15 protein-coding genes are annotated in these 13,477 nt (G+C 67.4%); 11 read left to right on the plus strand and 4 right to left on the minus strand.

What is annotated here, in order from left to right:
- The first annotated feature begins 4 nt into the window (after window positions 1-4).
- Genes AC1HC7_RS05020 through AC1HC7_RS05065 form a run of 10 tightly spaced genes read left to right on the plus strand, consistent with a single transcriptional unit; the run spans window position 5 to window position 8,501 of the window.
- Window positions 5-412 (plus strand): phage major tail protein, TP901-1 family, encoded by a 408-nt coding sequence (locus AC1HC7_RS05020; RefSeq protein ID WP_479496078.1) that lies wholly within the window; start codon window positions 5-7, stop codon window positions 410-412.
- 5 nt (window positions 413-417) lie between these two features.
- The gene (locus tag AC1HC7_RS05025; RefSeq protein ID WP_479496077.1) at window positions 418-741 is read left to right on the plus strand and encodes a GTA-gp10 family protein; all 324 of its coding nucleotides are present in this window, start codon (window positions 418-420) and stop codon (window positions 739-741) included.
- On the plus strand, window positions 738-959 hold the full coding sequence (locus tag AC1HC7_RS05030) for a rcc01693 family protein (RefSeq protein WP_479496076.1): 222 nt from the start codon (window positions 738-740) through the stop codon (window positions 957-959). Before AC1HC7_RS05025 ends, AC1HC7_RS05030 begins: the two co-directional genes overlap by 4 nt.
- Window positions 956-1,609, plus strand: coding sequence for a phage tail tape measure protein (locus AC1HC7_RS05035; RefSeq protein ID WP_479496075.1), 654 nt, complete (start codon window positions 956-958; stop codon window positions 1,607-1,609). The genes AC1HC7_RS05030 and AC1HC7_RS05035 overlap by 4 nt, the downstream gene beginning before the upstream one ends.
- Before the next feature lie 10 nt (window positions 1,610-1,619).
- Window positions 1,620-2,252, plus strand: coding sequence for a phage distal tail protein, Rcc01695 family (locus AC1HC7_RS05040; RefSeq protein WP_479496074.1), 633 nt, complete (start codon window positions 1,620-1,622; stop codon window positions 2,250-2,252).
- Window positions 2,252-3,151, plus strand: a complete 900-nt coding sequence (locus AC1HC7_RS05045) for a DUF2163 domain-containing protein (protein ID WP_479496073.1) — start codon at window positions 2,252-2,254, stop codon at window positions 3,149-3,151. Before AC1HC7_RS05040 ends, AC1HC7_RS05045 begins: the two co-directional genes overlap by 1 nt.
- On the plus strand, window positions 3,123-3,596 hold the full coding sequence (locus AC1HC7_RS05050) for an NlpC/P60 family protein (protein WP_479496072.1): 474 nt from the start codon (window positions 3,123-3,125) through the stop codon (window positions 3,594-3,596). The genes AC1HC7_RS05045 and AC1HC7_RS05050 overlap by 29 nt, the downstream gene beginning before the upstream one ends.
- A gap of 6 nt (window positions 3,597-3,602) precedes the next feature.
- Entirely contained in the window at window positions 3,603-7,550 is a 3,948-nt protein-coding gene (locus AC1HC7_RS05055) for a baseplate multidomain protein megatron (RefSeq protein WP_479496071.1), read from the plus strand.
- On the plus strand, window positions 7,543-8,241 hold the full coding sequence (locus tag AC1HC7_RS05060) for a DUF2793 domain-containing protein (RefSeq protein WP_479496070.1): 699 nt from the start codon (window positions 7,543-7,545) through the stop codon (window positions 8,239-8,241). The genes AC1HC7_RS05055 and AC1HC7_RS05060 overlap by 8 nt, the downstream gene beginning before the upstream one ends.
- Before the next feature lie 26 nt (window positions 8,242-8,267).
- Window positions 8,268-8,501, plus strand: coding sequence for a hypothetical protein (locus AC1HC7_RS05065; protein WP_479496069.1), 234 nt, complete (start codon window positions 8,268-8,270; stop codon window positions 8,499-8,501).
- 3 nt (window positions 8,502-8,504) lie between these two features.
- Here AC1HC7_RS05065 and AC1HC7_RS05070 read toward each other — a convergent pair whose 3' ends face one another.
- Window positions 8,505-8,840, minus strand: coding sequence for a TraR/DksA family transcriptional regulator (locus AC1HC7_RS05070; RefSeq protein ID WP_479496068.1), 336 nt, complete (start codon window positions 8,838-8,840; stop codon window positions 8,505-8,507).
- A gap of 91 nt (window positions 8,841-8,931) precedes the next feature.
- Between AC1HC7_RS05070 and cysE the strand changes: the two genes are divergently transcribed.
- The gene (gene cysE / locus AC1HC7_RS05075) at window positions 8,932-9,738 is read left to right on the plus strand and encodes a serine O-acetyltransferase (protein WP_479496067.1); all 807 of its coding nucleotides are present in this window, start codon (window positions 8,932-8,934) and stop codon (window positions 9,736-9,738) included.
- Window positions 9,739-9,809: 71 nt separating this feature from the next.
- Here the strand turns inward: cysE and AC1HC7_RS05080 are convergent, their stop codons facing one another.
- Genes AC1HC7_RS05080 through pdhA form a run of 3 tightly spaced genes read right to left on the minus strand, consistent with a single transcriptional unit; the run spans window position 9,810 to window position 13,438 of the window.
- Window positions 9,810-11,078 (minus strand): pyruvate dehydrogenase complex dihydrolipoamide acetyltransferase, encoded by a 1,269-nt coding sequence (locus AC1HC7_RS05080; protein WP_479496066.1) that lies wholly within the window; start codon window positions 11,076-11,078, stop codon window positions 9,810-9,812.
- Window positions 11,079-11,090: 12 nt separating this feature from the next.
- Complete coding sequence (locus AC1HC7_RS05085; RefSeq protein ID WP_479498741.1) at window positions 11,091-12,440, minus strand: pyruvate dehydrogenase complex E1 component subunit beta; 1,350 nt, start codon at window positions 12,438-12,440, stop codon at window positions 11,091-11,093.
- A gap of 11 nt (window positions 12,441-12,451) precedes the next feature.
- Window positions 12,452-13,438: a pyruvate dehydrogenase (acetyl-transferring) E1 component subunit alpha gene (pdhA, locus tag AC1HC7_RS05090; protein ID WP_479496064.1), complete on the minus strand. Its 987-nt coding sequence runs from the start codon at window positions 13,436-13,438 to the stop codon at window positions 12,452-12,454.
- Between the last annotated feature and the right edge of the window lie 39 nt (window positions 13,439-13,477).

A 13,477-nucleotide genomic window follows, 5' to 3' on the forward strand; every position in this document is an offset into this window, starting at 1 on the left:
GAACATGGCGGCTCAAAAGGGCAAGGACCTGCTGTTGAAGATCGACGATGCCGGGGTGTTCACCTCGGTGGCCGGGCTGCGCGCGACGCGGATTTCGTTCAATGCGCAGACGGTGGACGTGACCAATGTGGCCTCCACCGAGCGCTGGCGCGAGCTTCTTGGCGGCGCCGGGGTGCGCAGCGCCTCGATCACCGGGTCGGGGGTGTTTCTGGACGCCGCGACCGACGCGAAAATGCGCGAGGCGTTCTTCAACGGCGTGATCCCGGTGTTTCAGGTCATCGTCCCGGATTTCGGGGTGATCGAGGGCGCGTTTCAGATCACCGCGCTTGAATACTCCGGCCAGCATGACGGCGAGGCGGTCTACGAACTGGCGCTTGCCTCGGCCGGCGCGCTGACCTTCACGGGGGTCTGAGGCTCATGGCGAACCCGGCGCGGGGCGAGGTTGAGATCGTGCTGAACGGCGAGCCGCATGCCATGCGGCTGACGCTTGGCGCGCTGGCGGAACTGGAGACGGCGCTGGGGGCCGAGGGGCTGGTGGGGCTGGCGCAGCGCTTTGAGGACGGCGTTTTTGGCGCGAAGGACCTGCTGGCATTGCTGGGCGCCGGGCTGCGCGGCGCCGGGGGCGGGATCAGCGACGCCGAGCTTGGCGCCATGGACATAGCCGGCGGGGCCGCAGGCGCCGCGCGCGCCGGAGCGCGGTTGATGCAGGCGACCTTCGCGCCGCTGGAGGACGGGGCGTGAGCGCCGTCGCGGCGCGCGTGGACTGGCCCGGGCTGATGCGGCTCGGGCTGGGCGAGATGCGGCTGACGCCGGACGCGTTCTGGAGCATGACGCCGCGCGAACTGGAGGCGGCGGCCTCGCCCTGGCGCAAGCGAATCGCCCGCCCCATGGGCCGGGACGCGCTTGACGCCCTGTTGGCGCGATTTCCCGACAAACAGGTTCAGGAGAGCGGCGAATGACTGATTTTGGCGATGATCTGCCGATCTCGGACGGAGTGAGCGACGTTTCGGCGGTTTCGGGCGCGTTCAGCGCCGAGATGCGGCGGATGCGCGAGGAGATGCGCGCCACCGGGGCCGAGGCCAAGACCCTGTCGACCACGCTTGGCGGCAGTCTGAAGGGCGCGTTCGATCGGCTGGTGTTCGGCGGCGGCAAGGCCTCGGACGTATTGAAGCAGCTGGGGCGGGACATGTCGGGGCGGCTGTTCAATTCGGCGATCAAGCCGGTTCAGTCGGCGGTGGGCGACGGGTTGGGGAGCCTGATTTCCGGAGGGCTTGGCAGCCTGTTGGGCGGGACCAGCCTTTTTGCCGACGGCGCGGCGTTTTCCGCCGGTCAGGTGCGGGCCTTCGCCGGGGGCGGGGTGGTCGAAGGGCCGACCATGTTCCCCATGCGCGGCGGCGCGGCCGGGCTGATGGGCGAAGCGGGGCCGGAAGCGATCCTGCCCTTGCAGCGCGGGCCCGACGGACGGCTTGGCGTCGCCTCGGGCGGCGGCGGCGGATCGCGGGTGACGGTGAACATCTCGACGCCCGACATCGACGGTTTCCAGCGGTCGCGCAGCCAGGTGGCGGCGCAGATCGCCCGCGCGGTCCGGTTCGGCCAGCGGCATCAGTGAGGAGAACCCCATGATTTTCCACGAAACCCGGTTCCCGTCGCGGCTGTCGGTGGGGTCCACCGGCGGGCCGGAGCGGCGCACGGAAGTGGTGACTCTGGCCAATGGCCGTGAGGAGCGCAACACCGCCTGGCAGCATTCCCGCCGCCGCTACGATGCGGGGATGGGATTGAGTTCGCTCGACGATCTGCATGACGTGCTGGCGTTTTTCGAGGCGCGCAAGGGGCGGCTGATCGGGTTTCGCTGGAAGGACTGGATCGATTTCAAGTCGAGCAGGCCGTCGCTGGACATCACGCCCACGGATCAGACGATCGGGACCGGTGACGGGCTGACGCATGAGTTTCAGCTGACCAAGAGCTATGCGTCGCACGGGGTGGTTTATGTGCGCCCTGTCGCCAAGCCGGTGGAGGCGAGCGTACGGGTGGCCGTGGACGGGGTCGAGCAGGGGGCGGTGTTCGACTACACGCTGGACGCGGCGACGGGGGTGGTGAATTTCATCGCGCCGCCGGCCGCCGGCGCGGTGGTGACGGCGGGATTCGAATTCGACGTGCCGGTGCGCTTTGACACCGACCGCATCGCCATCAGCCTGACGGCGATGGAGGCGGGGGAGATCCCCTCGATCCCGGTGGTGGAGGTGCGTATCTGATGCGCAACCTGAAAACCGGCGTTGAGAACCAGTTGCTTGGCGGGGCGAGCACGTTCTGCCGCTGCTGGCTGATCGAGCGGCGCGACGGGGTGGCGCTCGGGTTCACGGACCATGATCAGCCGATCGCGTTCGAGGGTTGGGATTTCCGCCCGGAGACCGGATTCACCCGTTCCGAGCTGCAAAGTTCGCTGGGGCTGAGCGTGGACAACATGGAGGCGCTCGGGGCGCTGCGCTCGGACGCGATCACCGAGGAGGACATCGCGCGCGGGCGCTATGACGGCGCCACCATCACGCAATGGCTGGTGGACTGGCGAGAGGTCAACCGGCGCGAGAAGGTGTTTTCGGGGACGGTTGGCGAGATACGGCGCGGCGCGCAAGCGTTCCAGGTGGAGTTCACCGGATTGTCCGAGGCTCTGAACCGGCCCATGGGGCGGGTGTTCTTGCGCAAATGCGACGCGGAGGTCGGCGACGCGCGCTGCAAGGTGTCGCTGACCGGGGGGTTTCGCCAGGTCGGCGCCATCGTATCGGCGATCGATGAGCGGCGGTTCGTGGTGTCCGGGTTCGCGGACGAGGCGGCGTTTCCGGCGGACTGGTTTTCGCTTGGCAAGCTGGAATGGAGTTCCGGCGGCAATCTGGGCGAGACGGTCGCGGTTCGGCGGTTCCTGCGCCAGAGCGGCGGCGCGGTGGTGGATCTGTGGCGGGCGCCTTCGGCGCCGGTGGCGAATGGAGACGGGTTCGTTCTGAGCGCGGGTTGCGACAAGAGCGCCGAGACCTGTCAGGCGAAATTCGCCAATTTCGACAATTTCCGGGGCTTTCCGCATATGCCCGGCGAGGACTGGGCGGCCTCCTACCCAACATCGGAGGACAGCCATGACGGCGGATCGCTGTTCCAGCCCTGACGCGCAAGCGCGGGCCATCGTGACGGCGGCGCGCGGCTGGCTGGGCACGCCCTATCTGCATCAGGCGAGCCTGAGGGGATGCGGCGCCGATTGCCTGGGCCTGCTGCGCGGGGTTTGGCGCGAGGTCCTGGGGCGCGAGCCAGAATCGCCCCCGCCCTACACGCCGGATTGGTCGGAGCCGAGCCGCGACGAACGCCTGATGCGGGCGGCGGCGCGGCATCTGGCGCAAATCCCGCTGGCGGAGGCGGGGGTCGGCGACGTGCTGCTGTTTCGCATGCGTCGGCGCGCGCCCGCCAAGCATCTGGCGATATTGACGCAAGCGGGCGGCGCGCTGCGCGGCGAGCCGCGCATGATCCACGCATATAGCGGTCGCGGCGTGGTGGAATCGTCGCTGGGGCCTTCCTGGCGGCGACGCATAGCGGCGGCTTTCCGGTTTCCGAGGTAGTAGAACATGGCGACTTTGGTATTGGCGGCCGCAGGCAGCGCGCTTGGCGGCGCGGTGGGCGGTTCGTTCCTTGGAGTCGGCGCGGCGGCGCTGGGGCAGACGGTGGGGTCTGTCGTCGGCGCGGTGCTTGACCAGAAGATCCTCGGGTCCGGCGCGCAGGCGGTGGAGCGGGGCAAGGCCTCGACGCTGCGGCTGCAGGGCGCGTCCGAAGGCACGCCGACGCCGCGGCTTTATGGGCGGATGCGGGTGGCCGGGCAGGTTATCTGGTCCACGAAGTTCAAGGAGCACGTGGCCAAGAGCGGCGGCGGCGGCAAGGGCGGCGGCGGGCCCGCCGTGCGCGATTATTCCTACACCATCAGTTTCGCCATTGCGCTGTGCGAGGGGCCGGTGGAGCGCATCGGCCGGGTCTGGGCCGACGGGCAGCCGCTGCGCATGGAGGATGTGAGTTGGCGGCTGCACAAGGGCGATGAGACCCAGGGCCCGGATCCGCTGATCGAAGCGGTCGAAGGCGCGGCGCCGGCCTTTCGCGGCACGGCCTATCTGGTGTTCGAGGATCTGCCGGTCGATCGCTTCGGCAATCGCATGCCGCAGATCAATGTCGAGGTCTATCGCCAGCCGCGCCCGGATCCCGCCATCGAAACCGGCGAGGTCGATCTGCCTTTGCGCGAAATCGTCAAGGGCGTCGCCATGTCCCCGGGCACCGGCGAGTTCGTCTATGCGACCGAACCGGTGCGGGTGATCCTGGACGAGGGCGACGAACGGCTCGCCAATGTCAACACCGCCGCGGGCAAGCCCGATGCCTTGGTGTCGCTGGATCAACTGCAGACGGAACTGCCGGAATGCGGATCGGTGTCACTGGTGGTGAGCTGGTTCGGCGACGACCTGCGCGCGGCGCATTGTCAGCTGCGCCCCGGAGTCGAGACCGCGGACGCCAACACCAAGCCGGCGCAGTGGAACGTGGCGGGGCAGGATCGAGCCTCGGCCTATCTGATCGGGCGCGACGCCGAGGGGCGGCCGGTATTCGGGGGCACGCCCTCGGATCAATCGGTGATCGATTTCATCCGGGAGATGAAGGCGCGCGGCCTGAAGGTGATGTTTTACCCGTTCATCCTGATGGACATTCCCGCGGGCAACGGGCTGGCCAACCCTTGGGATCCGGCGAGCGAACAGCCGACTTTCCCCTGGCGCGGGCGCATCACCACGAATCTGGGGCCGGACGAGGCGGGCACCGCGGATCAGACCGCGTTCGCCGAGGTCGAGGCGCAGGAATTCTTCGGCTTTGCTGAGCCGGACGATTTTCATCTGAACGGCGAGAAGGTCATCTACAACGGCCCCGAGGAGTGGCGGATGCGCCGCTTCATCCTGCATTACGCCAATCTGTGCAAGGCGGCGGGCGGGGTGGACGCGTTCTGCATTGGCTCGGAAATGCGGGGGCTGACGCAGATCCGGTCGTCGCGCACCGACTATCCGGCGGTGGCGGAATTTCAGCGGCTGGCGGGCGATGTGCGTTCGGTGCTCGGGGCCGCGACGAAGATTGGCTATGCTGCGGATTGGTCGGAGTATTTCGGGCATCAGCCGTCCAATGGCGACAGGATTTTTCATCTCGATCCTCTCTGGGCCGACGACGCCATAGATTTCATCGGCATCGACTACTACATGCCGCTGACCGACTGGCGCGACGGGTTCGATCATCTGGACGCGCAGGAGACGGGGTCGATTTATGATCTCGACTTCCTGAAGTCGCGTTTCGGCGCCGGCGAGGGCTATGACTGGCATTACGCCAGCGACGCGGATCGCGACGCGCAGATCCGCACGCCGATCAGCGACGGCGCCCATGGCGAACACTGGATCTACCGGCCCAAGGACATCCTGAACTGGTGGTCGAAATCCCATCACGACCGGGTGAACGGGGTGAGGTTGAGCGCGCGCACCAAGTGGCGTCCGCAATCCAAGCCGATCTGGATCACCGAGATCGGCTGCGGCGCCGTGGACAAGGGCGCCAATCAGCCCAATGTGTTCAGCGACCCGAAATCGTCGGAGAACGCGCTGCCGTATTATTCGACCGGCGTGCGCGACGATCTGATCCAGCGGCGGATGCTGCAGGCGGCGACGGCGCGCTGGCGCTCGACCGCGCATAATCCGGTTTCGGACCGGTATGCGGGTCGGATGATCGACCTGTCCAACACCTATGTGTGGACCTGGGACGCGCGCCCCTGGCCGGATTTTCCGCAGAAGACCTCGGTCTGGTCGGATGGCGAGAACCATGCGCTGGGGCATTGGCTGGGGGGGCGGACCGCGGGGGCCTCGCTGGCCGAGATCGTTGCGGAGATCTGCGGCGAAGCCGGGGTGACGGAGGCGGACGCCTCGGGCCTGCAGGCCATTGTCGACGGGTTCGTGCAGGAACAGACGCAGTCGGCGCGCGAGGCGCTGCAGGCGCTGATGCTGGCCTATGGGTTCGACGCCTATGAGAGTGGCGGGCAGATCCGCTTCGTGATGCGCGGCGCGGCGCCGGTGCGCGAGTTGGGCGGCGACGATCTGGCGCTGGACAGCGGCGAGGACAGCCCCATCGAGCTGACCCGCGCGCCTGAGAATGACGCGCTGCGCGATGTGCGCGTCGGGTTCCTGCGCGGCGACAGCGACTATCAGGCGGGGGCCGAGGAGGTGCGATCGCCCGAGAGCGGGGCGGAGGGCGTGCAGGGCTCGGATCTGCCGATCGCGCTGACCCGCAGCGTGGCGCGCAACATCGCGGAACGCTGGGCGCTGGAAAGCGCGGTGTCGCGGGAGACGGCGAAGTTTTCGCTGCCGCCCTCGCAACTGGCGCTTGAGCCGGGCGACGTGGTGCGGCTGACCGATTTCGAGGGCGCCGAATATCGCATCGAGCGGGTGACCGACGGATTGTCGCGGGAGGTCGAGGCGACGCGCACCGACAGCGCCCTTTATGCGCTGGGGGCGCGGCCGGTGGCCGCCGATCCAGCCCCGCCCCTGGGCGACAGCGACGCGCCGACGCCGCCGGCCTTTCGGCTGCTGGACATCCCCTACGCGCGGTTCGGCGGATCGGACACGGACGCGCATGTGGGGGTCTGGTCGGCGAACTGGCCTGGCGCCGTGGCGGTGTATTCGTCCGATCGCGACGAAGGCTATGAGCGCGTGGGGCGCACGCGGCGCCCGGCGACGGTGGGGCGCCTGCTCGGACCGCTGGCGACGAGTCAGCCCTGGCGCTGGAGCCGGGGCCCGGGGGTGCGGATCAAGATGCTGTCGGGCGCATTGCAGGCGGCGGACGATCTGGCGGTTTACAACGGCGCCAATCTGGCGGCGTTGGCGACGGCGGACGGCCGCTGGGAACTGCTGCAATTTCGCGAGGCGGAACTGGTCGGAACCGACGAATACCGGATCTCGGGCTTTCTGAGGGGGCTTGGCGGGACGGAGACGCTGATCGCCGATCCGGCGCCGGCGGGCGCTATCCTGATGATGCTGGACGAGGCGCTGGTCGGGTTCGAGCCCGGCGAAGCGGCGCGCGGGCTGGAGCGGCATTATCGCATCGGGCCGGCGGGGCGCGATCTCAACGACGACAGTTTCCAGCACGCGGTCTGGACCCATGACGCGGTCGGATTGCGGCCGTTTTCGCCCGTGGGGGTCACGGCGGCGGCGGGGGCCGGGGGCGCCATCGAGGTGACCTGGACCCGCCGCGGGCGCCGCGATCTCGACAGTTGGAGCACCGCCGAGACGCCGCTTTACGAGGCGAGCGAGCGCTACCGGCTGCGGGTGCGTGATCCTGGCGGGGCGCTGGTGCGCGAAGTGACGCTGAACACGCCTGATTTCAGCTACGCCGCCGCCGCGCAGGCGGCGGATGGAATCGGGCCTGTGGTGGCCGGGGTGGTTGCGCGGTTCGACGTGGCGCAGATCTCGGAAAGTTTTGGACCTGGTTTTGAAGGAAAGGCGACGTTCAGTGGCTGATACCGCACAACTCTCGCTGCCGCTTCTTGCCGCCGCTCAGGCGCAGAAGCACGTCACAGTGAACGAGGCGTTCACGCGGCTCGACGCGCTTTACATGCTGTCCGCGAAAAGCCGGGGGGTGGCGACGCCGCCTGGCGGCGCGGTGGAAGGAGACCGTTACATCGTGCCCGCGGGCGCATCGGGCGCATGGGCCGGGCAGACCGGATTGATCGCGTTCTTCGTCAATGGCGGCTGGGATTTCGTTGCGCCGCTGGTGGGGTGGCGCGCCTGGATCGAGGACGAGGCGCTTGAGGTCGTGTTCGCCAGCGGCGTCTGGGCGGTGTTGGGCGCGGGGGCGCTGAGCGGCGTGCTCTCGGTCCTGGAGTTCGAGCATGACGTGATCGCCGGACCCGCGCATGACACGGCGGGGATGATCCCGGCGGGGGCGCTGCTGCATGGGGTGACGGCGCGCGTCAGTGTGGCGATCGCCGGCGCGACCGCCTGGTCGCTTGGGGTCTCGGGCGCGGCGACGCGGTTTGGCGCGGGATTGGGAATCGCGCTCAACGACGTTGTGCCCGGACCCTGCGGCGCGCCGCTGGCCTATCCTGCGGACACGCCTTTGAGATTGACGCCGGAAGGCGCGAATTTCACCGGCGGGCGGGTCAAGTTCGCCATTCACTACCTGACCCTCGCCGCGCCGGCGATCGTCTGATTTGTCCGGCATCGGGAGGTTTGTTCATGGCTGAGTGGTTGATGGGGCTCGATCTGGCGCTGATGGCGCTGGATCGCGCCGTGCGGGCGGCGTTTGCGCTTGTCGCGGTCGCTTCGGCGATCACCGCGATGACGCCGACGCCGCGCGACGACGAATGGCTGGGGCGGGCGTATCGGCTGGTGGAGATCCTGGCGCTGAATTTCGGCTATGCGCGACAGCGGCCGCCGAATCGACTGGGAGGGCGGTTTCGGCCCGACTAGTCGTCAGCGGGCGCAATTGATGCAGCGCTGCACGGTCGGGTCGATTTCGAGTCGGCCGGCGGCGATGGGTTCGCCGCAATGCCGGCAATAGCCGTATTCGTCTTCCTCCATCAGGGCGAGGGCGGCGTCAATGCGGCTGAGTTCGCCCATGCGGCGGCGGCGGGTTTCCTGCGCCATGGCCTGGGATTGCAGGGCGTCCATGCGGCTCAGCCGCCCCACCGCCTGCTGATCGAGTTCAACGGTGGCGCGGGCCTCGTCATTGGCGGCTTCGAGGGTCTTGATTTCGGCGATGCGCGCCAGAAGCTTGGCGCGATGCCGTGCGATCCTGATGGGGTCCATGACACAGTTTCACTTGAAATTTCCCCCAAAACAACGATCTTTCAGCGATGCCGTCACGATGGGCGGCGGATCTGAAAAAGGGGAGGCGGTCATGCCGCTCGCGCCCAGAAACCGATCGACTTGCGCCAATCTCGATCCTGTCTGGAGCAGGATCCGTGAAGAGGGCGGCGAAATGGCGGCCAAGGAGCCGCTGCTCGCCAGTCTGGTGCACGCGGTCATCCTGCACCATGATTCGCTTGAGGATGCGCTGAGCTATCGCATCGCGCAGAAACTGGCTTCGGCGGATATGCCGGAGCTGCTGCTGCGTGAAATCATCGACGAGGTGATGCACAGCGACGAGGATCTGCGCGATTCCATGCGTTCGGACATCATGGCGGTGTTCGATCGTGATCCGGCCTGCCACCGCTACATCCAGCCGCTGCTGTTCCTGAAGGGATTTCTGGCGGTGCAGGCGCATCGCGTGGCGGCGCGGCTGTGGCGCGAAGAGCGCATGGACATGGCCTATCACATCCAGATGCGCACATCGGAGGCGCTGGGCGTGGACATCCACCCGGGCGCGAGCATGGGCAAGGGCATCATGATAGACCACGCCCATTCGATCGTCATCGGCGAGACGGCGGTGGTGGGGGACAACTGCTCGATGCTGCATTCGGTGACGCTTGGCGGCACGGGCAAGGAGGATGGCGACCGGCACCCGAAGATCGGCTCGGGCGTGATGATCGGGGCCGGCGCGGCGGTGCTGGGCAATATTCGGGTCGGGTCGCGCAGCCGCATCGCGGCCGGCTCGGTGGTGCTCAAGGACGTGCCGCCCTGCAAGACCGTGGCGGGCGTGCCCGCGGAGATCGTCGGCGACGCGGGCTGCGACCATCCTTCGCTGAGCATGAATCAGCAGGTCTGAGCGGTTCAGGATTTTCGGCGGGCGCCGGGCCTTTGGGTCCGGCGCCTTTTTTTGCGTTTCCGGCCTGGTTTTCAGGCGAGCATGGTCAGCGGATCTTCGAGATTGCCTTTGATCGCATCGAGGAACCGGGCGCCGAGCGCGCCGTCGATGACCCGATGATCAACGGAGAGCGTCACGGTCATCACCGTGGCGGGAACGATGTCTTCGCCCCTGACCACGGGTTTCCTGACGCCGGCGCCGATGGCGAGGATGGAGGCGTGGGGCGGATTGATCACCGCGTCGAAACTGTCGATGCCCATCATGCCGAGATTGGAGATTGCGAAGCTGCCGCCCTGATAATCGTGGGGCGCAAGCTTGCGGGTCCTGGCCCGGGCGGCGAGGTCCTTCATTTCGGCCGACAGCGCCGAGAGGGATTTTGATTCGGCGCCGCGCAGCACCGGCGTGAACAATCCGCCCTCGATGGATACCGCGACGGCCACGTCGGAGCGGCTGAATTTCAGGATCCTGTCCCCGGCCCAGACCGCGTTGCAATCCGGGATCTGCTGGAGCGCCAGCGCGCAGGCCTTGATGATGAAATCGTTGATCGACAGCTTGACGCCGCGTTTTTCCAGCCCGCCGTTGAGCTGCGCGCGGAAGGCGAGCAGGGCGTCAAGTTCGATGTCGCGGCGCAGGTAGAAATGCGGGATGGTCTGCTTGGCCTCCACCAGCCGCGCGGCGATGATCTTGCGCATGCCGTCGAGCGGAATTTCTTCAAAGGGCGCATCGGCATAGAGCTTCCTGACTGAGTCCGGAGCCGCTGTTGGCGCAGGCGTCGCCTGCGGCGTTTCGGTGGGGGCGGGGGCCGAGGGGGCGGGCCGTGCGGCCTCCACATCGGCCTTGACGATGCGGCCATGGGGACCGCTGCCCTGCATGGCGGTGAGGTCGAGACCCTTTTCGGCGGCGATCCGGCGCGCGAGCGGCGAGGCGAACACGCGTTTGGCGTCATCGGCGCGGGGCGCAGCCGGGGCCGACGGGGCAGGGGCCGCGGGGGCGGGCGGGGCGGCGGCGGGCGCCGGTTGCGCCGGCGCAGCGGCCGGTTCGGCGTCGGACAGGGTTTCGCCCTCCTCGATCAGGATCGCGATCAGGTCGTTGACCTTCACGTTGGGCGTGCCTTCGGGCACGACGATGCGCGCAAGCACGCCCTCGTCGACGGCCTCGAACTCCATCACCGCCTTGTCGGTCTCGATCTCGCAAAGCACATCGCCCGAGGCGACGGCGTCGCCTTCCTTGACGAGCCATTTGGCGATGGCGCCTTCCTCCATGGTCGGGGACAGGGCCGGCATCAGGATGTTGATCGGCATGACGGCCTCCCCTCAGCGATAGCAGACGGATTTGCAGGCGGCGACGACCTCTGCGGCGGTCACCAGCGCCATGCGTTCGAGATTGGCGGCGTAGGGCATCGGCACATCCTTGCCGGTGCAGTTGATCACCGGCGCGTCGAGCCAGTCGAAGGCCTCGGTCATCAGCGTCGCCGAGATGTGGCTGCCGATCGAGCAGACCGGCCACCCCTCCTCCACGGTCACGCATCGATTGGTTTTTCGCACCGAGCGGATCACGGATTCCGTGTCCATGGGGCGCAATGTGCGCAGGTCGATGACCTCGGCGGAAATGCCGTCTTTTTCCAGAATTTCAGCGGCTTCCAGAGCGTGGCTCATGCCGATTCCGAAGCTGACCAGAGTGACGTCATTTCCCTCGCGCCAAATCCGGGCCTTGCCGAGCGGGATGGTGAAATCGTCAAGCTCGGGCACCTCGAAGGCGCGCCCGTAGAGGATTTCGTTTTCCAGCACCAGCACCGGATTGGGGTCGCGGATGGCTGATTTCAGCAATCCCTTGGCGTCGGCGGCGCAATAGGGCTGGATCACCTTCAAGCCCGGGATCTGCGCGTACCAGGCCGCGTAATCCTGGGAATGCTGAGCGGCAACCCGCGCGGCAGCGCCGTTGGGGCCGCGAAACACGATCGGGCAGTTCATCTGCCCGCCGGACATGTAGAGCGTCTTGGCGGCGGAATTCACAATCTGGTCAATGGCCTGCATGGCGAAGTTGAAGGTCATGAATTCCATGACCGGGCGCAAGCCGGAGAAGGCTGCGCCCACTGACAGCCCGGCGATGCCATGTTCGGTGATCGGCGTGTCGATCACCCGGCGTTCGCCGAATTCATCCAGCATCCCCTGCGAAACCTTGTAGGCGCCCTGATACTGCGCGACCTCCTCGCCGATCAGGAACACGTCGTCGTCGCGACGCATTTCCTCGATCATGGCATCGCGCAGGGCCTCGCGCACGGTTTGTTTCCTGGTGCGGGTTCCGGCGGGCCAGTCGGGTTCGGGGGCGGCCGCTGCGGGCGCGGTGGCGGCGGGGGCCGCGGGCGCGGTGGCGACGACCGGCGTCGGCGACGCGGCGCCGGGGGTCGCGTCGGGGCTTTCGCCCTCTTCCAGCAGCACGGCGATCGGGGCATTGACCTTCACGCCCTCGGCGCCGGAGGGGACCAGAATGCGCCCCATGACGCCTTCGTCCACGGCTTCGAATTCCATGATCGCCTTGTCGGTCTCGATTTCGGCGATGACATCGCCCGGGGCGACGCGGTCGCCTTCCTTGACCAGCCACTTGGCGAGCGTGCCTTCCTCCATGGTCGGCGAAAGGGCGGGCATCAGGATGTTGGTGGCCATGGGTCCCTCCCTCAGGCGTATACGTCGGTCCAGAGCGCGGCGGCGTCCGGCTCGGGGCTTTCCTGCGCGAAGCTCGCGGCGTTGTTGACGACGACGCGAATCTCCTTGTCCACCGCTTTCAGGTCGTCCTCCGAGGCCATCTTGCCCAGCACCAGCATCTCGCGCACGTGCTCGATGGGATCGCGGGTCTCGCGCACTTTCTGCACCTCGTCGCGGGTGCGGTACTTGGCCGGGTCGGACATGGAATGGCCGCGATAGCGGTAGGTGTTCATCTCGAGGATATACGGCCCCTTGCCGGCGCGGCAGTGATCGGAGGCCTTCCCGGCCGCCGCCTTCACAGCCAGCACATCCATGCCGTCGACCCTTTCGCCGGGAATGTCGAACGCCGCGCCGCGCGTATACAGCGCCGGAGTCGATGAGGCGCGTTTCAGGCTGGTGCCCATGGCGTACTGGTTGTTTTCGATGATGAAGACGCAAGGCAGCTTCCACAGGCTGGCCATGTTCATGGTTTCGTAGACCTGGCCCTGATTGGCGGCGCCGTCGCCGTAATAGACGAAGCTGACATTGTCATTGCCGCGATACTTGTTGGCGAAGGCCAGCCCGGCGCCGATGGGCACCTGCGCCGCCACGATGCCGTTGCCGCCGAAGAAATTCCTCTCGCGCGAGAACATGTGCATGGAGCCGCCCTTGCCCCGGGAATAGCCGCCTTCGCGCCCGGTGAGTTCGGCCATGACCCCGTTCGGATCCATGCCGCAGGCGAGCATGTGGCCGTGGTCGCGATAGGAGGTGATGCGCTGGTCGCCGTCGCGGGTGATGGCCTCGACCCCGGTGACGATGGCCTCCTGCCCGATATAGAGATGGCAGAACCCGCCGATCAGCCCCATGCCGTAGAGCTGCCCGGCCTTTTCCTCGAAGCGGCGGATCAGCAGCATTTCGCGGTAGAATCGCGTCAGCTCCTCTTTCGAAACATTGGGCTTCTTGCGCCGCGTGCTCGCCATGGGTGGCCTCCCGTCGCCGGATCATGTCTGATGTAGTTG

Source organism: Oceanicella sp., assembly GCF_056449545.1.